Raw genomic sequence first — 16,327 nt, 5'->3', positions numbered from 1 at the left:
ATGACCGTCACCATCAAAGCCCCCGGCCTTGAGGGCCAGACCTTCGAGGCGCGGCTCATCATCGGCGGCGTGCCGCAGCCCACCGTGACGATCACCAATTATGGAATGGTGCCCGATACCGTCGAGATGACCGCCCTCGGCGCGCGGGTCAATGTCTTGCAGGACGATGTTACGTCACCCACCGCCGGGCGTGCGGCACCAAGACCCGATGGAAAGACGACACTGAACCTTCTGGACGTGTTTGCGGCTCAAGATGTGACCGCTGATCTGCCGGGCGGGTCGCAGGCGCTGATCCATGTGACGGCAGCCGGTCAGGCCAGCGGTCACGTCAATGGCGAGGGCTACTGGCTCCCCATCGACCCATCGAAAGACCGGTTCATCTGCGAGCCGGGCCAGCGGCATCGAAAGATGTATGTTTCTAATGCGCCCTCTGCCATGACAAGGGCACAGATCGCCGCCCATGCGACCGCGAACGGCACCGCTACCACGGAAACCCAGGTAAACGGTCCTTGGCTGCTGGCTCGCCCGCAATACGGCGGGAGTGCCGCCATGGCTGTCAGCGAAGCAGTCGCGAAGATCTGGCAAGATCATGTCGGCGGCTTGAATATGCCGGGCCGCTCCGATCACTATTTCCTAGAGCGCGGATATACTTACACGGTTCTGAATTGGGGCGGTCTTTACGGGGAAGACGAATTGCATCCCATGAGGATCGCTTCCTTTGGCTCCGGTGCGCTGCCAATCACCAAGATTTCCAGCAATTTCCATCTCATCCCTTATTGCGTTGTTCAAGACGTAGAGACTGTGCGCAACGAGAAGTGCTATCCTCGCTATAATTATTGCGTTGCCTATGACCATGTGACGCTTGGTTACGAATTGGTGCTTTCTTACAATTATCTGAATACCTTCCGCGAGGTGAAGTCTTTCCGCACCTATCACCTGACGACGGAGGGTCGTGTGGATGCCGTGGATACAGAGGCCGACGGCACCCAAGTCTGGCGTCCTCAAGGCGGCAATTATTGTTCCGGGATTTATGGCAGCGACTCTGATGGCATCGTCATCGACAGCAGTCTGTTTTACCACGCGGGCTGGGCCGATGGTTACGACAAGATCAAAGGGTCGATCAATTATCCGCAGCCCCCGACCATGTTCAGCCACGGGATATATTTGTCCCAAAGCGTCACCAACATGACGGTTCGATATAACTACTTCGGCGAAAATTCTTCTTGCGGGACACAGCTTCGCGGTGGTGTCCATCTTGAGGGGAACCTGTCAGTCGACAACAATATCAACTTGAATAATCAGGCTCTGACTGGCAAAGAGCATTTCTCCAATAATCTCGATAACGTGGGGTTCAGTGCCGCCTATCGCACAGCCAAGAGTTCCATTGGTAGCATCAAGGGCGGGCATCATTTCAGCGGTATTCAGACAGTCTCGAAGGGAGGTGTTCTTGCGCACCACGCCGACCCGGAAAACTCCACAGAGATCGCCGCAAAGCCTAACGTCGATGATGCTGTCCAAATCGGCGCGCTTGGTTTGAAGGATACGACCAAGGTCTACAAGTGGGGCCAATTCACCAAGAATGTCGAGGGCTTGGACACGGCGGTTCTTGAGCTGACAACGGCACAGCGGCTCGGCGGCCTGCTGACCGGCACCACCAAGACCACAATCCGCCAGCTTTCGGAGCATCTTATCGCCGCCGAAAGCGTCGGCGCGAAGGTGAAGCAAAGCGTCCGCTGGGCGCGCAGCCGTTTCGGCTGGACCCCCGCCAATCCCAGGACGGCCAAGGCCGATCTGGTGTTCGTGCCCGACCCCGACTTTGAAGGTGTTCGTTGGGACAACCATTACAACTGGTCCACGGACGACCTTCCGGGGCTTAACGCGGCGGACACCGTGGACCTGTCCGGCAACTTCGTCCGCTTTGCACTGGTCAATGCGGTCATTGCCTCTCTGAAAAGCAGCGGTGGGCTCCTCGAGGTTTTCTCGGGTCGCCTCAATGTCGGCACCCTGACCGATGCCCTGCAAGTGGCGATCAAGAGCGCCGGGCAGCTTTATATCGGCACCGCTGCACAAGCCCTTGATGTATTCGCTTCGGGCGGACGGCTGAATATCACCTCGCAAGCCTCACAGCTTAGCATTGACTTGTGTGGTCAGGCCCAAGCCCTGTTCGGCCCGAATTGCACGATCCCCGCTGGCAAGACCCTGGCCATCGGGGGTAGCCGCTGCAAGGCGGGGTGGGACGGTTCTGGCAGCGCATCCATGACCATTGCCGGTAAGCTGCAATTTGGCAAAAGTCTTTCCATCACCACGGCTGCCGGTGCGAACTCGAGCTATGGCCCGCTGATCTATAAGACAATCGGCAAGCCGGTCGTCGGCAGTATCAGCGGTTTCACCGCGCGCGTGGCGGGTGTCGAGCGCCAAGGCGCCAACAATCGTGGGGACAGCTACAGAGTCTATTTGGACAATGTGGTCGGCACCCCGGTTGCAGGCGAGACCTTCGAGATCACCGCTCAAAGCAACTACAACGGCGCGCCGTTGCAGCGGCTGCTGACCATCGGGACAGTATCCAATGCAGAGGTCGGCTCACTGCAACGGCTCCGCTCGGGCGCGGTGGGCGATGGACTGGTGGAGCCGACCGTGACCGCGACCGTCAATCTTGCCCCGACTGCGCAGATCGTGGTCCCCGCAGGCCTGCCCGCGGGCACCTACGACCTAACTGGACCGGGCGTCACCGTGGTCAATAACGGCGCATCCCTGCCCGCAGGTGTGACCGTGACGGGCGGCAAGCTGGTGCTGACGGTCAGCTGAGACGGCGGCGCTTTCGCATCACCGCGAGAGCGCCGAGGCCAAGCGGAAGGAGGGCAGCGGTCGCGGGCAGGGGCACGGGCGCTGGATCATTGACGGAGAGCACCGTGAAATTCGATGTCTCAAAGCTATACGAGTACGCGTGACTGCGGTCCGTGGTATAAAAAGTCCCCTCCGTGTCGCCGTAGATCGCATGAAAGAACACTTCTATTGACGAGCCGACCGTGGGCGCGCCACTGATGATCCAGTCATCATCCCATGCCAGGAAAAAGCCGTAAGGGTCCAAGGATGTCCGATTGGTCCTGGTGCAGTCCCAAGGCCCAAGCTGACAAACAGGGGTGCGCCCGCCATTGCCGTAAAATGGCTCGGTAATAGGGACCAGAGGATCAAGGATGCTCACGGTGAACCGGAACGTGGTGCTGATCGCCGGGGCGCCGAAAAGATAGCTTTGCAGGCCAAGAGACGTGTCGCCAGCGGGGACGTAGCCGTAATACTTATCGTCCTCCTCGCCAAAAAGGCTGCTGTAAAGCACGCTGTCGAAGACTGTCCCTTCGTATCGGACCGTCAGATCGTAATTCGTCGTTGTATATGTCGCCGCCTCCGCAGCCTGCCCGATCCCGACAACCGCGACGGCAGCCGCGCACAATGACCTGATACCCATAATCCACCCCTGAAATGCGAATCATCACTCATGGTTAATGATCCATGCGGCAGGCGGGGCGTGTCTCGGTGAAAGCGCAGGCGGATGCTCAATCCGGGCGCGAAAATACAGACGGAACAACAGGATGACCCCGGTATGATAATTGTTCGCCGCATCACGCAGGGCATCTATGCCCATCTGCCCATTCGCGTCACGGAATGGGGTATGGCATGGCCCGCCTTGGCGATGGGGCTGGCGCTTAAATACCAGCACGACATGTTCACGACCTCTCCATCCTTCTCCCGATTGGCGGCGATTGCCAGTCAGGAAACATGGTCGGTGTTCGTCCTGGCCTGCTGCCTCATGCGGATCATTGCCTTGACGGTGAACGGCACCTTCTCGGGCTTCGGCATATCGCCCCACATGCGGCTGATTGCCTCGCTGGCCTGTCTGTTCTTCTGGTCGCGCTACTGCCTCGGGTTTCTGGATGCGTCTATGGACGGCGGCGGGGCATGGTCAGCCCCAGCCATGTATTCGACCGCCGTGCTTTTCGAGATCATCAACTCCTACCGATCCTGGGTGGACGTTCTTCGGGGTCGGCAGGGGAAGTGACGCATGGATTTGAGCAATATCGACCCTGCCAAGTGGGCAGATGCGATCCTGTTGCTGATCGGCGGGCTGCTTGGCTTTGCGGGCGTTCAGCGAGTTCGGAAGGGCAAGCCTGCCGCTGGCGAGGATGTTCTTGAAGTCGCCGGGGCTATTGTCAGCAGCAAGGACGTTGAGCGGATCGTGCAATCGCTGGACGCCTTCACGGCAGCGGCCAAACTGATGACCCATTCTATCGACAAGGACGTTGATGCGAAACAGTCGCTGACCAAGGCCCTGACGCTGAACAGCGCGGCATCTGACAGGCTGGTGGAAAGCAAGAACGACAACCTGTCAGTCATCCGGGCCAACACGCAAGCGGCTAATGCGGTTGCCAATCAGGCGCATGATCTTCGGGACGTGATCGGGGATCTGGCGAAGGAGCTGGAAATCCAGTCGCGGATGCAGGGGCGCAAGGAATGATCGAAACCGGCTGGCACTGGCGCACCTCTGCGGCCTGCAACCGCGTCCTGTGCGGCACGATGCACGAACCGCTGTGCAGCCGAGCATGGCGGCGTGGCTGGCACCTGTTCATCGAGTGCATGGCGGTGGCGTTCCGCGATCCAGTGCATTGCGAAGACGTGCATCTGCGCTGGCTGGCCGCACAGGTCTACGATCCGCCACCTGTGACGGGCAGGCATCATCCCGACCCCGGCTACTGACCCCGCCCGCCTAGCGCGGGCTTTTTCATGGACAGCATCATGCAACGCATCGTTCTGCATCACACTGCGGGCGGGTTGTCCCCGTCTGCCTTCGACAAGCAGCACTATCACCGGCTGATCGACGGCAACGGCGAGGTCCATGCCGGGCTGCACCCCATCAGCGCCAACGTCGCCGGTAAGGTGCTGCGCAGCGGCCAGTATGCGGCCCACACGCGCGGACTGAACACGGGGTCCATCGGCGTCAGCATGGCCTGCATGGCGAATGCCGAATGGGGCAACCCTCGCGCCTGCAAAGCCTTCCCGACGCCTGTGCAGGTAGAGGGGATGATTGCCGAGGTGGCCCGCCTCTGCCGCGAATACAGCATCCCTGTCACGCGGCGCACGGTGCTGTCCCATGCCGAGGTGCAGACGACGCTGGGGGTCACTCAGGCAAACAAATGGGATTATGACTATGACCCGCTTGGCATCCTGGACAGCCGTGATCCCGTGCGGATCGGTGACATGCTGCGGGATCGGATCAGCGCAGCCTTGGGCGACGTGGAACCGCAAGCCCCACGTGGCCCCATGCCGGTCATCCGACGCGGCAGCCGGGGTGATGCGGTCGTCGCGCTGCAACTGATCCTCGGCCTTGTCGGGGATGGCATCTTCGGCCCCGCCACAGAGGCGGCTGTCGTCGCATTTCAGCGGAAACATCAACTGCTGCCGGATGGGATCGTCGGAAAGGCGACCTGGGCGGCGCTTCAAGGAGAATGACCATGGACGACCTGTTCAACGCTGCCGCTCCGCATCTTTTGGAAATTGCAGGCTTGCTGCTGACGGCCATCATTGGCTGGGCTGCCAACACCGCCCGCCGCAAGTGGGGCATCGACATTGAGGCGAAGTATCAGAGCGACCTGCATACTGCGCTGACGACCGCCGCCCGGCTGGCCCTCGCCAAACAGATGACCGGTGCCGCAGCCATCGACCTGATCCTCGACTATGCCAAGCGTTCGGTGCCGGATGCCTTGAACAAGCTGAACCCGTCGCAAGCTGTCATCGAGAATTTGGCGAAGTCCAAGATCGAGGCTGTGAAGGCTGAACCCGCGTTTCAGGCAGGGCAGGCCATCGGCGAGGCGATCAAGCAGGCAGTGCGGTGATGATCGCCGCCCTGACCTTGGCCGCAGCCTGCCTGCCGACAGCGGACGCACACGCCCGGCTGGCTGATGCATACGGTGAAGCGCGCATCATGGCGGGCCTTTCCGACCGTGGCGCGATCCTCGAAATCTGGATCGCCCCGGAGGGCGGGACATGGACCGCGCTGATCACCACGCCTGACGGGGTGTCCTGTCAGGTGGACGCGGGACAGGTGCATACCGTGGCGCCGCCAATCGCGCCGGGTGATCCGGCATGAGCCATACGCACACCGAACGCATGTGGGATGGGATGCTAAAGGTTCACCTGCACGGCGGCGGATGGGTGGTCCATGAATTCACCCTGCCGGACCTGGGCGACCCCCATGACCACCCATTTCGGTGTGTAAGCCGGATCATTCGCGGCGGATACACCGAAGAAATCTACGGGCCGCAGGGGCTGGTGGAGACAGTCGAGCGGCGCCCAGGCGATGAGTTCGAAATCCCGCACGACCGCATCCATCGCATCGTCCACATGCCCGAGGGCTTCTGCATCACGGCATACAAGCCGCTGACGGAGAAGGTGCAGGAGCCGGGTTTCTTTCAATGGCGCGATGGCGTCATGTGGCAGCGGCGGTGGCACGAGAGCGAATGGAGCCGCGCTTGACCCCCGCCGTCATCGCCTGCGCCTACTGATCGGCGCGCGCTCTTGACTTCGCCGCCGCTCATGGCATCATTCCCTATATTCCCCGATCTCTCGGGGATAGACCGAGTTCCGATGTCGTATCACGACTTTGGTCACGTGATCCCCCGATGCCTCGGGGATATGAGAAAGCCATGCACGGGTCATGCCTTGCATGGCTTTCACTTTTTGGTATCGGGTCCGCCGTACGGCTCCAAACCATGCAGCACAGCAGCGCAGGCTAGTGCCGTGCGATATGCCGCATCGCCCGTCACCCCCTTGCGCTTCATCTGAGAGATGGAGGTGGAGGACAGTCTGAGCATCGTCCCAGCTTCCTTGTCGGTCTTGGCGCGGCCAGCCGCTTTCATCTCGGCTAGCCAGCAGGTGAAAACCTCGGGGGTCATGCGATGGCCCTGCGCCTTGCTTTCTCGACAGCTTCGTGGGCCGCTTCCGGCGAGGCAAAAGCACCGATCCAATGGCCATTGAAATAAGCTTGATAGAACCCACGGTTTTTCCAGTATCCTGTCTGTGCCATGGTCAGTCCACCATCGCGACATGATCGGTGCGGGTCACGCTTTCGTAGGCCAGGTTGGCGCGCTCCTCGACGGTCCAGTCAGCCATCGTGTCGCGAGCCAGCAAGAGACGGCCGATTTCATGCGCAGCGGCATCCAGTCCATCCGCATCGACGATCATGCTGGCGAGAGATTGAGCAATTGCGTCGGTGGCGGAACGGATCATCAGCGCGCCAGGATTGCTAAAGCATTTGCGGCGCGGACCGATGGCGGCTTCCATGGCGTCCAAGCCTTTTTCGGCGACGGCGTATTGAGTAAAAAACTCTTCGGGGGTCATCTGCTTGTCTCCTGCTGTGGGCGTCTACCCGTTCCCATAGTTACAATTTAAGCTGCTTACATTCATGCGTCAACAAAAAAATGCAAGCTGCTTACATTTTTCCACACCCCTGATACGCCCTGCCGCTATAGCGCGGCCAGTCCCGTGCATGTCCCGCAGCGACCATCGCGCATCCCACGTCGGCCCCGTCCGGCAGACGACACCGGGCCACGCGGCGCCCATAGCGGTCCCGATACAGCATCTCGCAGGACAGAGGCCGACCGGCGATCAGAGCGCGCAGGTAGTCTCGGCTGGCGGTGCCCCCCGCTCCGTCCAGCGGCGGCGCGTCCACGCCCCACAAGCGCACCCTGTCCGGCCCCCGGGCCATAGTGTCGCCATCGTGGACCTGGATGCCTGCGGACAGGATAATGGCGGTCAGTATCGAGATCATCGGACCATGCTAGCGGGCAGGGGTTGATACATCGTTTCTGGCCGAATCACTCGGCTTGTGCTGATTGTAGGGGATGATCAAGCACGCCCCTGGACCCGCCCATCTCTACATGGGCCATATCGTCACATTTTACTGCGGCAATACGGCATCGTGCAGGCACTACGTCACTGTGCCCGTGGCCGACCTAGCTGCGCGGTATGGCGAGGACTACCACATCGGATCCCACGCGGCGCGAATGCGGTGCGGAAAGTGCGGCACCAAAGGGGCAGACGCGCGGCTCAGTTGGGGCGGTGGCGGGATGGCCACGGCGCACCTTTTCGTGAAGGCGCAGCCTCCGGGCTAATCAGGCGATGTCCGCTTCGTGGCGGGATTGTCTGCCTCGGCCAGCTTGGCGCGGAGTATCGCCAGCAGCCACGCTCTGGCGGGGTTAGAGGCTTCACCTGACGGCCTGAACACCTGTTCGCGGCGGGTATAGTCATTCGGCCAGACGCAGGCCGTGAAGCTATCGCCATGATCCACAATTTCTGACTGTTCGATCCGCATCCGCCAACCCGGCAGCAGGTCAGCCATTAGCGATCTAGCATCATCCAAAGAGCCAGAATACGCATGTATGGCGTCATGGAAGCCTTCGCTGGGGAAAGCATCCGCGAATTGGGTGGTCAGCGTGTGTTCAGCATCCACCGCGTCTATCAGCCGTTTCAGCGCCTCACTCATATCCGTTCCTCCACCAGCGTAACCTTGCCCCTGAACCAGATGGCAATCTCCGTCCCGTCCGACCGTTGCCCTGCCAGGAACCAACCATGTTCGCTCATACGCTCAAGGTGCATCCCGGCATCTGTGACAACCTCGTCAAGCTGGCCGTCGTCGTCATACTGGACGCGGTTCATGGGTGGTCATCCTCGGGGACAGGAAACCGCTTGAGCCATTTCGCATAGTCGCGGGCCTCGCGCACGTCGGCTTCCTCGTTCGCGTCCTCCTTGGACCAGCCTGCGCGGCGCAGACCGTCAATGATCAGGCGCTTTGTCTCCGCATAGCCGTTGTGGAACTCCCAGAAGCGGTCCTTCTCACTCATGTGCGATCCTCCTGTGTGGTGGGGGCGGGTGGCGCAGGGCGGTCGATAGGGAAGAACCACACTCCCCCGCAGTGCCATGGTTCGCGGGAAAATCCAGTCGGGATCACGTCCATAATTGGCTTGCGTTTCTCGCCCCAAACATCGACCCATTTCCAAGCGGCTCGGCCTTCAAGATCGACCGGAACGTGCGGGCCTTCAATCCACATCAGCATCCCTCCTGCGGTTTGACATTCCCCCGCCAACCCATTGCCCCACAGCCCCCAGTTTGACGCTCGGGACGGTCAGCAGCCGTTGATATTGCGGGGGTGGCGATGGATTGAAAATCCGATGCCCGGCGTTTTCCACCACCCATGCTAACCCATTGATTCAAATGCGGCGGCATTTCGGCTGTTTTCCAACACAATGTGTTGAAACTGCAAAGAATATGCAGTCCCTCACTGTCCGCCATCTTCTCAAGCTTAAAACCATTGACCGGGTTCCATCAGTCCCAGGTCCATCAGTTGCTGCGCCTTCCAGTGGAACGGCTCGGAGTTGCGCCACCGGAAGCTGCCGATGGCCTCGCGGGATCCGGGATTGGTCGCAAGCGCCTTGGCCGCGCGGAACGAGGCGATCGTGGCGGTCAGGTTGTGGTGCCAGGGGCAGGAATGGGTGTTGTATTCGGCGATGTTGAAGCTGTGGTTCGCCTCGAGGCGCAGGTTTGGCGCGGCGCGGAACAGCGCGATGCGGTCGATCCGGCGGTTGGCGGGCGGGACGTGCTCCTCGAACCGCCAGCGCAGGCCGCCGTGGAAATCCAGCTGCCGGTCAAGCGGCCGGCCGTCCGGTCCCTTTCGGCCCAGGGCGAAATATCCCGCCCGGTCGAACATCGCCTCGGTCAGGCTGACGGCGTTCGGGGCACGGGAAAGATCGGGCGCATAAAGATCGACCACATAGGTCAGCATCGCCTCGCGCCGTTCCTCGGCATGGAAGGCCAGCAGTTCGCCGACGGTGCGGGTCTCGGAAAACGGGAAGAACAGGAACTCGGCGTTGTAGCAGTAGTAAAGCCAGGTTCCGGCGGGAACGGAGGCCAGAACCGCATTCACCGCGTCCCGGTGGGCCTGAGGGCGCCTCGTGTTCCAGCGCAGGCAGGTGATGCGGGGGGCCAGGTCGTCCGGCACGGCAACGGGATCGGGCGACAGCGCCAGGATGTGACGAAATCCAATCCGGGCGTGATGACGCAGGGTTTCGGCCACGGCGGCATCGTCTTCGGCCAGAACAATGGCGATCGGACCGCGCTTCAACGCGGCGGGACGGGATTTCAGGAAATCGGCCAGGGGCGGATGATCGGTCACGGCATCACGGATCTTACCTGGTCGAGGGCCTGGCGCAGCAGGTCGGGGTTGGTCCCCGCCGTTTCGACCAGGCGCCGGAGCGTGGCCTTTTGCGTGTCGCTGATCGCGGCCTCGTCGATGATCCGGCCGACCTGGGCGGCGTCGAACCCTTCGGGTGTCAGAAGGGACTGGATCCGCGTGGCAGCAACGGCTGCGCTGGCCGCCTGATCGGTGGCCGCGGCGGCATCGGAGGCGGCCGTTGCCGCTTCCTCGGCCGCCTGAACGGCGGGCGGGGCCGCGGCGGCCTCGGCCGCGCGGTCGGCTGCGGTCAGCGCAGCTTCGGCCGCAGCCTCGGCCTGGGCGGCGGCGTCGCTGACGGGGGCGAGGTCCGCCTCCTCGGAGGCCCGGGCGGCTTCGGCGGCGACATCGGCCGCGACGGCGGCGGCATCCGCGGCGGCATCGGCCGCGGCCTCGGTCGCCTGGGTCACGGCGGGGGCATCCGCGGGGGGCGGGGCGTCAGCCGTCACGGGGGCCGCGGGCGCAGGGCGGGTTTCCTGCCAGATCCACCAGCCGCCGACAGCCAGAAGCAGAATCACGATCATGGCCGAAAGAATACGCATGGCGGGCAGTCCTTGCTCGATGGGGCGGTTCGCCGCCAGCTATGGCACAGCCTGGACGTGCGGAAAAGGCGGCGGACAGGGCGGCGGATGCGCCCCGCGGGCAAATCATCCATCAAATCCGGTTGAATCGCGCCGCCTTGACGATTATTTTCCGTCCATTCCGATTTGGCCATCCAAGGAGCATCGCCATAGCCCGTCGACCGCATAACGCACCGCCCACCCGCGACACCGGCCCCCGCGTGAATGAACGCATCCGCGTGTCCGAAATCCGCCTGATCGGCCCTGACGGAGAGAATGTCGGCGTCGTGCCGCCGTCGGTCGGGTTGCAGATGGCGCAGGACGCCGGGCTGGATCTGGTCGAAATCTCGCCGAACGCGACCCCGCCGGTCTGCAAGGTCATGGACCTCGGCAAGTTCAAGTACGAACAGCAAAAGCGCGAGGCCGAGGCCCGCAAGAAGCAGAAGATCATCGAGATCAAGGAAATCAAGTTCCGTCCTGGAACCGATACCCACGACTATGACGTGAAGATGCGATCGGTCCTGAAATTCCTGGGCGAGGGCGACAAGGTCAAGGTGACGCTGCGCTTCCGCGGCCGCGAGATGGCCCACCAGGATCTGGGGCTGGAACTGCTGAACCGCGTTCGGGACGACGTGGGAGAGGCGGGCAAGATCGAATCCATGCCCAAGCTGGAAGGCCGACAGATGGTGATGATGATCGCGCCGAGGTAAGCCGGTCCGTCAGACAAAGAAAGGCCGCGCTGGCAGATGCCGCGCGGCCTTTTCCTTATCGGTGGCCCGCCATCAGCCGCTGCCGGATCACCGCTTGGTCGTTGCGGATCATGCCCGGGATCAGGAACAGGTCGATGAACGCCCAGACCCAGACAAAGGCCAGGGGGATCCACCCGATGAGGATGGGTGCCGTCAACATGCCGATGCCTGACAGAACCAGCATGATCAGGCCGCTGGCCCAGCGGCCCAGATACATGCGATGCACGCCCAGTCCCCACAGCAGGATCGCCAGCAGATAGGCGACCAGTTGCGATTTCGATTCGTTCGCGACGCGCTGCTCGATCAGCAGCTGTTGCTGGATTGTGTCCGCCAAGGCTTTCTCCATCAGCCGGGCGGATCAGCCGCCCCTTTGTTCTGATAGATAGGAACCCCCGCGTCTCGCGCAAGGATCACTCGGCCCGCAGGAAGCGGTCGAACATCAGGCCGATGGGCCGGATCGGCCCCGTCGCGGCGTCGTTTCGGCTGACGTCCACGACGCCCAGGTGATAGCGGCCCGGCTGCAACAGGACCGGCCCGACCCGCGCGTCGGTGCCGCCGTCCACGTCGTCGTTCTCGGCCTCCAGCGCGCCCGAGGCCGCGAACAGCACCAGCCGCGGGTCGGCCCCGACCAGCGAGCCGAAGGCGCTGACGACGACCACCGTCGGCTGGTCCAGATCGAATCCCAGCCATTGCGCGGCGCCGTCATGCAGAACCACCGTCTGCTTTTGCCGCGCCAGGTCCAGCGCCTGCACCGGATAGCTGCCATCCGACGGCGGGTTCAGCTCTCCCTTGCGATAGGCATTGCGCAGGAAGGTCTGGGGATCCAGCCTTTCGGCGCTGACCGTCATCTCGCCCGCTTCGGACGACAGGGTGGCCGCGCCGATGCAGTAATCCCCTGCCGCAAGGGTCGGAACAAAATCCAGCCGCGCGTTCAACCCGTCGGCGTCGTCGTTTTCCGCGATCAGGTTGCCCTGGGCGTCGAACAGCTTCAGTTGAGGGTCCAGCGTCGGGCTTGACGCGCGCAGCGTCACGGGAGCCGCCTGCGACAGGGTGAAGCGGTGATAGCCGACCCGGGCGCCGTCCTGCGTGGCGCTGACCAGCCCCCGGGCCAGTTGGCCGTCGATCGCCCCTTCGGCCAGCGGTGTCGCCGGGGTGGCGGGAGTGCAGGCGGCGATGCCGTTGCCGCCGCCTTCGCTGTTCTCCTCCAGCAGCGCGGCCTGTTCGGGACGCGAGACCTGCACCGTGGCAGCCATGCCGCTGTCTCCGACCGACCGGACCGAGACGCAATAGACGCCCGGACCGACCGCCGTTTCCAGGCGCGAGTTCAGCGACACCGGCGTGTCGTCGTTTTCCGCGATCACGTCGCCGTCTTCGGTCAGCAGCGAGATCGCGGGATCGCCGTTGTCCGCGCCGGCCTCGACACGCAGGGCCTGGCTGGAGGCGGTGTTGCGGAAGGCCAGAACGGCGGCCTGGTTTCCGATCACCCGCACCGGGGCGGACAGCGCGGCTTCGCTGGCCGAGATGTCCTGACCGGCTTCGTTTTCGGCCAGCCATGTGACCTGCGCGGCTCCGCAGATCCGGGGCGCTTCCTGCGCCAGCACGGTCAGGCCAAGGGCCGATGCGGTCAGGCTGGCCAGGACGGATAGGCGAAAGGGCATGGGAAACCTCCTGCGGCAGGTGCCGGGTTCGGGCGAACTGTGGCAGCGGCGGGACCGACAGACAATCGCCAGCGGGTGAAAGATGGCTTGCGGCGCGGCAAAATCGGGCTTGACGCTTGACCATCGCGCCCCGGAACGGTTCAAGGCAGGCAAACGCCACAAGCGCGAACCGGAAAGCTGCGTCATGAAGTTCACCCTCTCCTGGCTCAAAGAGCATCTCGACACGACCGCCACCCTTGACCAGATCGCCGAGGCGCTGACCGACCTGGGTCTCGAGGTCGAGGAGGTCCGCGATCCGGCGGCCAAGCTGAAGGCTTTCACCCTGGCCCGCGTCCTGCACGCCGAACAGCATCCCGATGCCGACCGCCTGCGCGTCTGCCGCGTGCTGACGGACGAGGGCGAGAAGCAGATCGTCTGCGGCGCGCCGAACGCGCGCGAAGGGATCACGGTGGTCCTGGCCAAGCCCGGCGATTACGTGCCGGGCATCGACACCACCCTGGGCGTGGGCAGGATCCGCGGCGTCGAAAGCCACGGCATGATGGCGTCGGAACGCGAACTGGAACTGTCGGACGAACACAACGGCATCATCGAACTGCCCTCGGGCGAGGTGGGGCAGCGGTTCGTGGACTGGCTGGCCGCAAACGCGCCGGACAAGGTGGATCCGATGATCCACATCAAGATCACGCCCAACCGCCCCGACGCGCTTGGCGTCCACGGCATCGCCCGCGACCTCGCGGCGCGCGGATTGGGAGTGCTGAAGCCGGCGACGGGGACGGCGGTGCCGGGCCGTTTCGCCAGCCCCGTCGCCGTGACCATCGACCCGGCGATTGCCGGGAAGGCGCCCTATTTCGCGGGGCGGGTGATCCGGGGCGTCAGGAACGGCCCGTCGCCGGACTGGCTGCAACAGCGCCTGCGCGCCATCGGTCTGCGCCCCATCAACGCGCTGGTGGACATCACCAACCTGTTCACATACGACATGAACAGGCCGCTGCATGTGTTTGACTTAGAAAAGATTTCCGGCGACCTGAATGTCCGTCCGGCCGCTGCCGGAGAGGAAATCCTGGCGCTTGACGGCAAGACCTATGCGCTGCCCCGGGGCACCATGGTGATCGCCGATGACAACGGTCCCGAAAGCATCGCGGGCATCATGGGCGGCGAACGTTCCGGCTGCTCGGAGGAGACCACCGGCGTGTTCCTGGAAAGCGCCTATTGGGATCCCGTTGCCATCGCCGCCACGGGCCGCGCGCTGAAGATCAACAGCGACGCCCGGTATCGGTTTGAACGCGGGGTCGATCCCGCCTTTACGCGCCCGGGGCTGGAACGGGCGACGCAGATGATCCTGGATCTGTGCGGCGGAGAGCCGTCCGACGTGGTCGAGGCGGGGGCGGTGCCCGACACCGCGCGCGCCTATCGCCTGGACACCGACCGCACCGCCAGCCTTGTCGGGCTGGACATTCCGGCGGATGTGCAGCGCGCGACGCTGGCGGCGCTTGGCTTCCGCATGGAAGGGGACATGGCCCATGTTCCGTCCTGGCGGCCCGATGTGCTGGGCGAGGCCGATCTGGTCGAGGAAATCGCCCGCATCGCGAGCCTGACCAAGCTGCAAGGCCAGCCCCTGCCGCGCCCGCGCCCCGGTGTGCCGAAGCCCGTTCTGACCCCCTTGCAGGTCCGTGAAAAGGCCGCGCGGCGGCAGGCGGCGGCGCTTGGCTACAACGAATGCGTCACCTACAGCTTCATCGACCGCGCCCTGGCGGACCTGTTCGGCGGCGGCGCGGATGCCGTGCGGGTCGAAAACCCGATCAGCAGCGAAATGACGCATCTGCGCCCGGACCTGCTGCCGGGCCTGCTGTCCGCCGCCGCCCGCAACCAGGCCCGCGGCTTTGCCGACCTTGCCCTTTTCGAGCTTGGCCCGGTTTTCGCGGGCGGAGAGCCGGGCGAGCAGGCGACGCAGCTTTCGGGCCTGATGATCGGCAACACCGCGCCGCGCGATCCCTTCGGCAGCCGCCGCAAGGTCGATCTCTACGACGCCAAGGCGGATGCCGAGGCGGTGCTGGCCATCCTCGGCGCGCCCGCCAAGGTGCAGGTGAACCGCAAGCTGGATCCCTGGTGGCATCCGGGCCGGGCGGGCAACATCGCGCTTGGCCCCAATGTCCTGGCGACCTTCGGCGAGTTGCATCCCCGCATCCTGCGCGCGCTGGACGTAAAGGGTCCGGCGGTGGCCTTCACCGTCCGCATCGCCAACGTGCCTTTCCCCAAGACCCGCACGGCGACGCGTCCGGCGCTGGTCCTGCCGGAACTGCAAGCGGTCGAGCGCGACTTCGCCTTTGTCGTGGACCCGCAGGTCGAGGCGCTGACCCTGGTCAATGCCGCCGCCGGGGCGGACAAGGGGCTGATCGACAGCGTCACGGTTTTCGACCAGTTCACCGGGCTTGAGGGCGGCAGGAAATCCATCGCCATCACCGCCCGCCTGCAACCTCGCGACAAGACCCTGACGGACGCTGACATCGAGGCCGTCAGCCAGAAGATCATCGACAAGGTGCGAAAGGCCACCGGCGGCACCCTGCGCGCCTGATCCCTTCACCTTTGTCTAAATATCCTCGGGGGTCCGGGGGCAGACAGCCCCCGGCTAACGGCGCAGCTCCGCGACAACGAACAGGCGCAGCGCCGTCGCCAGCCCGACCTCGGGCGGGCGGGCGTGGTCGATCTGACCGATCAGTTGCGCCCGCGTGACGCCGCGCGCCTTTGCGGCCTCGGCGATGCCGCGCCAGAATGCGTCCTCCAGGGACACCGAGGTGCGGTGGCCGTCGATCGTCACCGACCGCTTCAGCGGCGGGGTCATGGGGGGCAGGTCAAGCATCGCCCGGGGCGTCGTCGCGGCGATGCGCCTCATGTGACCGGGCGGCGCGGTCCGCTTCCGCCTCGCGTGCCTGACGCGAAGGCTTCGCTTCGCCGAACCTGGCCGCGTTCGCATCGCCCGCGGCGCGTCCGGCATCGCGGTTGCGCTGCTTGCGGGCCCGCCGCAGGTTGATGATCTTCGTCATGCGCTTTCCATGAAAAAGCCGGGGCGCGGTCATCATACCGCGC

The 16,327-nt window shown here is 63.8% G+C and carries 24 protein-coding genes; 10 read left to right on the top strand and 14 right to left on the bottom strand.

Annotation, left to right across the window (positions count from 1 at the left end):
* Entirely contained in the window at positions 1–2,805 is a 2,805-nt protein-coding gene (locus ACFOM8_RS01875) for a hypothetical protein (RefSeq protein ID WP_377758772.1), read from the top strand.
* Here ACFOM8_RS01875 and ACFOM8_RS01870 read toward each other — a convergent pair.
* Positions 2,798–3,463 carry a hypothetical protein gene (locus ACFOM8_RS01870; RefSeq protein WP_377758770.1) on the bottom strand — a complete coding sequence of 222 codons (666 nt, stop codon included), beginning with the start codon at positions 3,461–3,463 and terminating at the stop codon, positions 2,798–2,800. The genes ACFOM8_RS01875 and ACFOM8_RS01870 overlap by 8 nt on opposite strands.
* Before the next feature lie 84 nt (positions 3,464–3,547).
* On the opposite strand from ACFOM8_RS01870, the gene ACFOM8_RS01865 reads away from it, so the two are divergent.
* The 7 genes from ACFOM8_RS01865 to ACFOM8_RS01835 are packed head-to-tail and all read left to right on the top strand — an operon-like array spanning position 3,548 to position 6,525.
* A complete protein-coding gene (locus ACFOM8_RS01865) occupies positions 3,548–4,054 on the top strand; it encodes a hypothetical protein (RefSeq protein WP_377758769.1) in 507 nt (168 codons plus the stop codon).
* A 51-nt stretch (positions 4,055–4,105) separates the two neighbouring features.
* A complete protein-coding gene (locus ACFOM8_RS01860) occupies positions 4,106–4,510 on the top strand; it encodes a hypothetical protein (protein ID WP_377758767.1) in 405 nt (134 codons plus the stop codon).
* Entirely contained in the window at positions 4,507–4,749 is a 243-nt protein-coding gene (locus tag ACFOM8_RS01855) for a hypothetical protein (protein WP_377758766.1), read from the top strand. Before ACFOM8_RS01860 ends, ACFOM8_RS01855 begins: the two co-directional genes overlap by 4 nt.
* A gap of 39 nt (positions 4,750–4,788) precedes the next feature.
* Positions 4,789–5,502 carry a peptidoglycan recognition protein family protein gene (locus ACFOM8_RS01850; RefSeq protein WP_377758765.1) on the top strand — a complete coding sequence of 238 codons (714 nt, stop codon included), beginning with the start codon at positions 4,789–4,791 and terminating at the stop codon, positions 5,500–5,502.
* A 2-nt stretch (positions 5,503–5,504) separates the two neighbouring features.
* Complete coding sequence (locus ACFOM8_RS01845; protein WP_377758763.1) at positions 5,505–5,885, top strand: hypothetical protein; 381 nt, start codon at positions 5,505–5,507, stop codon at positions 5,883–5,885.
* Complete coding sequence (locus tag ACFOM8_RS01840) at positions 5,885–6,139, top strand: hypothetical protein (protein WP_377758761.1); 255 nt, start codon at positions 5,885–5,887, stop codon at positions 6,137–6,139. The genes ACFOM8_RS01845 and ACFOM8_RS01840 overlap by 1 nt, the downstream gene beginning before the upstream one ends.
* Positions 6,136–6,525, top strand: a complete 390-nt coding sequence (locus ACFOM8_RS01835; protein WP_377758759.1) for a hypothetical protein — start codon at positions 6,136–6,138, stop codon at positions 6,523–6,525. Before ACFOM8_RS01840 ends, ACFOM8_RS01835 begins: the two co-directional genes overlap by 4 nt.
* A 197-nt stretch (positions 6,526–6,722) precedes the next feature.
* Here the strand turns inward: ACFOM8_RS01835 and ACFOM8_RS01830 are convergent, their stop codons facing one another.
* The 9 genes from ACFOM8_RS01830 to ACFOM8_RS01790 all read right to left on the bottom strand — a co-directional run bounded on the left by ACFOM8_RS01830 (position 6,723) and on the right by ACFOM8_RS01790 (position 10,818).
* Entirely contained in the window at positions 6,723–6,944 is a 222-nt protein-coding gene (locus ACFOM8_RS01830; protein WP_377758757.1) for a hypothetical protein, read from the bottom strand.
* A complete protein-coding gene (locus ACFOM8_RS01825) occupies positions 6,941–7,075 on the bottom strand; it encodes a hypothetical protein (RefSeq protein WP_377758755.1) in 135 nt (44 codons plus the stop codon). Before ACFOM8_RS01825 ends, ACFOM8_RS01830 begins: the two co-directional genes overlap by 4 nt.
* Before the next feature lie 2 nt (positions 7,076–7,077).
* A complete protein-coding gene (locus tag ACFOM8_RS01820) occupies positions 7,078–7,389 on the bottom strand; it encodes a hypothetical protein (protein ID WP_377758752.1) in 312 nt (103 codons plus the stop codon).
* A gap of 91 nt (positions 7,390–7,480) precedes the next feature.
* Positions 7,481–7,819: a thermonuclease family protein gene (locus ACFOM8_RS01815; protein WP_377758750.1), complete on the bottom strand. Its 339-nt coding sequence runs from the start codon at positions 7,817–7,819 to the stop codon at positions 7,481–7,483.
* A 339-nt stretch (positions 7,820–8,158) separates the two neighbouring features.
* Entirely contained in the window at positions 8,159–8,533 is a 375-nt protein-coding gene (locus tag ACFOM8_RS01810; protein WP_377758749.1) for a hypothetical protein, read from the bottom strand.
* On the bottom strand, positions 8,530–8,706 hold the full coding sequence (locus ACFOM8_RS01805) for a hypothetical protein (protein WP_377758747.1): 177 nt from the start codon (positions 8,704–8,706) through the stop codon (positions 8,530–8,532). Before ACFOM8_RS01805 ends, ACFOM8_RS01810 begins: the two co-directional genes overlap by 4 nt.
* Positions 8,703–8,891: a hypothetical protein gene (locus tag ACFOM8_RS01800; protein WP_377758746.1), complete on the bottom strand. Its 189-nt coding sequence runs from the start codon at positions 8,889–8,891 to the stop codon at positions 8,703–8,705. The genes ACFOM8_RS01805 and ACFOM8_RS01800 overlap by 4 nt, the downstream gene beginning before the upstream one ends.
* Before the next feature lie 458 nt (positions 8,892–9,349).
* The gene (locus tag ACFOM8_RS01795) at positions 9,350–10,219 is read right to left on the bottom strand and encodes a glycosyltransferase family 2 protein (protein ID WP_377758745.1); all 870 of its coding nucleotides are present in this window, start codon (positions 10,217–10,219) and stop codon (positions 9,350–9,352) included.
* A complete protein-coding gene (locus tag ACFOM8_RS01790; protein ID WP_377758744.1) occupies positions 10,216–10,818 on the bottom strand; it encodes a hypothetical protein in 603 nt (200 codons plus the stop codon). Before ACFOM8_RS01790 ends, ACFOM8_RS01795 begins: the two co-directional genes overlap by 4 nt.
* A gap of 239 nt (positions 10,819–11,057) precedes the next feature.
* Here ACFOM8_RS01790 and infC point away from each other — a divergent pair, with 239 nt between their 5' ends.
* The gene (gene infC, locus ACFOM8_RS01785) at positions 11,058–11,546 is read left to right on the top strand and encodes a translation initiation factor IF-3 (protein ID WP_449301484.1); all 489 of its coding nucleotides are present in this window, start codon (positions 11,058–11,060) and stop codon (positions 11,544–11,546) included.
* Positions 11,547–11,601: 55 nt separating this feature from the next.
* Here the strand turns inward: infC and ACFOM8_RS01780 are convergent, their stop codons facing one another.
* Both ACFOM8_RS01780 and ACFOM8_RS01775 read right to left on the bottom strand, forming a co-directional pair.
* A complete protein-coding gene (locus ACFOM8_RS01780) occupies positions 11,602–11,931 on the bottom strand; it encodes a TM2 domain-containing protein (RefSeq protein ID WP_377758742.1) in 330 nt (109 codons plus the stop codon).
* Positions 11,932–11,995: 64 nt separating this feature from the next.
* Positions 11,996–13,243 carry a DVUA0089 family protein gene (locus ACFOM8_RS01775; protein WP_377758740.1) on the bottom strand — a complete coding sequence of 416 codons (1,248 nt, stop codon included), beginning with the start codon at positions 13,241–13,243 and terminating at the stop codon, positions 11,996–11,998.
* Positions 13,244–13,427: 184 nt separating this feature from the next.
* Between ACFOM8_RS01775 and pheT the strand changes: the two genes are divergently transcribed.
* A complete protein-coding gene (pheT, locus tag ACFOM8_RS01770) occupies positions 13,428–15,815 on the top strand; it encodes a phenylalanine--tRNA ligase subunit beta (RefSeq protein WP_377759171.1) in 2,388 nt (795 codons plus the stop codon).
* Positions 15,816–15,869: 54 nt separating this feature from the next.
* Here the strand turns inward: pheT and ACFOM8_RS01765 are convergent, their stop codons facing one another.
* Both ACFOM8_RS01765 and ACFOM8_RS01760 read right to left on the bottom strand, forming a co-directional pair.
* The gene (locus ACFOM8_RS01765; RefSeq protein WP_377758738.1) at positions 15,870–16,100 is read right to left on the bottom strand and encodes a ribbon-helix-helix domain-containing protein; all 231 of its coding nucleotides are present in this window, start codon (positions 16,098–16,100) and stop codon (positions 15,870–15,872) included.
* A complete protein-coding gene (locus ACFOM8_RS01760) occupies positions 16,093–16,284 on the bottom strand; it encodes a DUF4169 family protein (protein WP_377758736.1) in 192 nt (63 codons plus the stop codon). Before ACFOM8_RS01760 ends, ACFOM8_RS01765 begins: the two co-directional genes overlap by 8 nt.
* Positions 16,285–16,327: the final 43 nt, after the last annotated feature.

This window comes from Paracoccus angustae (assembly GCF_042648745.1).
GTDB lineage: Bacteria > Pseudomonadota > Alphaproteobacteria > Rhodobacterales > Rhodobacteraceae > Paracoccus > Paracoccus angustae.
This window is presented reverse-complemented; position numbering and strand designations above follow the sequence as displayed.

Excerpts from the sequence above, each read along its gene's own strand:
- ACFOM8_RS01875 (WP_377758772.1), top strand. The coding sequence starts at position 1 with ATGACCGTCACCATCAAAGCCCCCGGCCTTGAGGGCCAGACCTTCGAG.
- ACFOM8_RS01870 (WP_377758770.1), bottom strand. The coding sequence starts at position 3,463 with ATGGGTATCAGGTCATTGTGCGCGGCTGCCGTCGCGGTTGTCGGGATC.
- ACFOM8_RS01865 (WP_377758769.1), top strand. The coding sequence starts at position 3,548 with ATGCTCAATCCGGGCGCGAAAATACAGACGGAACAACAGGATGACCCC.
- ACFOM8_RS01855 (WP_377758766.1), top strand. The coding sequence starts at position 4,507 with ATGATCGAAACCGGCTGGCACTGGCGCACCTCTGCGGCCTGCAACCGC.
- ACFOM8_RS01850 (WP_377758765.1), top strand. The coding sequence starts at position 4,789 with ATGCAACGCATCGTTCTGCATCACACTGCGGGCGGGTTGTCCCCGTCT.
- ACFOM8_RS01845 (WP_377758763.1), top strand. The coding sequence starts at position 5,505 with ATGGACGACCTGTTCAACGCTGCCGCTCCGCATCTTTTGGAAATTGCA.
- ACFOM8_RS01840 (WP_377758761.1), top strand. The coding sequence starts at position 5,885 with ATGATCGCCGCCCTGACCTTGGCCGCAGCCTGCCTGCCGACAGCGGAC.
- ACFOM8_RS01835 (WP_377758759.1), top strand. The coding sequence starts at position 6,136 with ATGAGCCATACGCACACCGAACGCATGTGGGATGGGATGCTAAAGGTT.
- ACFOM8_RS01830 (WP_377758757.1), bottom strand. The coding sequence starts at position 6,944 with ATGACCCCCGAGGTTTTCACCTGCTGGCTAGCCGAGATGAAAGCGGCT.
- ACFOM8_RS01825 (WP_377758755.1), bottom strand. The coding sequence starts at position 7,075 with ATGGCACAGACAGGATACTGGAAAAACCGTGGGTTCTATCAAGCTTAT.
- ACFOM8_RS01820 (WP_377758752.1), bottom strand. The coding sequence starts at position 7,389 with ATGACCCCCGAAGAGTTTTTTACTCAATACGCCGTCGCCGAAAAAGGC.
- ACFOM8_RS01815 (WP_377758750.1), bottom strand. The coding sequence starts at position 7,819 with ATGATCTCGATACTGACCGCCATTATCCTGTCCGCAGGCATCCAGGTC.
- ACFOM8_RS01810 (WP_377758749.1), bottom strand. The coding sequence starts at position 8,533 with ATGAGTGAGGCGCTGAAACGGCTGATAGACGCGGTGGATGCTGAACAC.
- ACFOM8_RS01805 (WP_377758747.1), bottom strand. The coding sequence starts at position 8,706 with ATGAACCGCGTCCAGTATGACGACGACGGCCAGCTTGACGAGGTTGTC.
- ACFOM8_RS01800 (WP_377758746.1), bottom strand. The coding sequence starts at position 8,891 with ATGAGTGAGAAGGACCGCTTCTGGGAGTTCCACAACGGCTATGCGGAG.
- ACFOM8_RS01790 (WP_377758744.1), bottom strand. The coding sequence starts at position 10,818 with ATGCGTATTCTTTCGGCCATGATCGTGATTCTGCTTCTGGCTGTCGGC.
- ACFOM8_RS01780 (WP_377758742.1), bottom strand. The coding sequence starts at position 11,931 with ATGGAGAAAGCCTTGGCGGACACAATCCAGCAACAGCTGCTGATCGAG.
- ACFOM8_RS01775 (WP_377758740.1), bottom strand. The coding sequence starts at position 13,243 with ATGCCCTTTCGCCTATCCGTCCTGGCCAGCCTGACCGCATCGGCCCTT.
- pheT (WP_377759171.1), top strand. The coding sequence starts at position 13,428 with ATGAAGTTCACCCTCTCCTGGCTCAAAGAGCATCTCGACACGACCGCC.
- ACFOM8_RS01765 (WP_377758738.1), bottom strand. The coding sequence starts at position 16,100 with ATGCTTGACCTGCCCCCCATGACCCCGCCGCTGAAGCGGTCGGTGACG.
- ACFOM8_RS01760 (WP_377758736.1), bottom strand. The coding sequence starts at position 16,284 with ATGACGAAGATCATCAACCTGCGGCGGGCCCGCAAGCAGCGCAACCGC.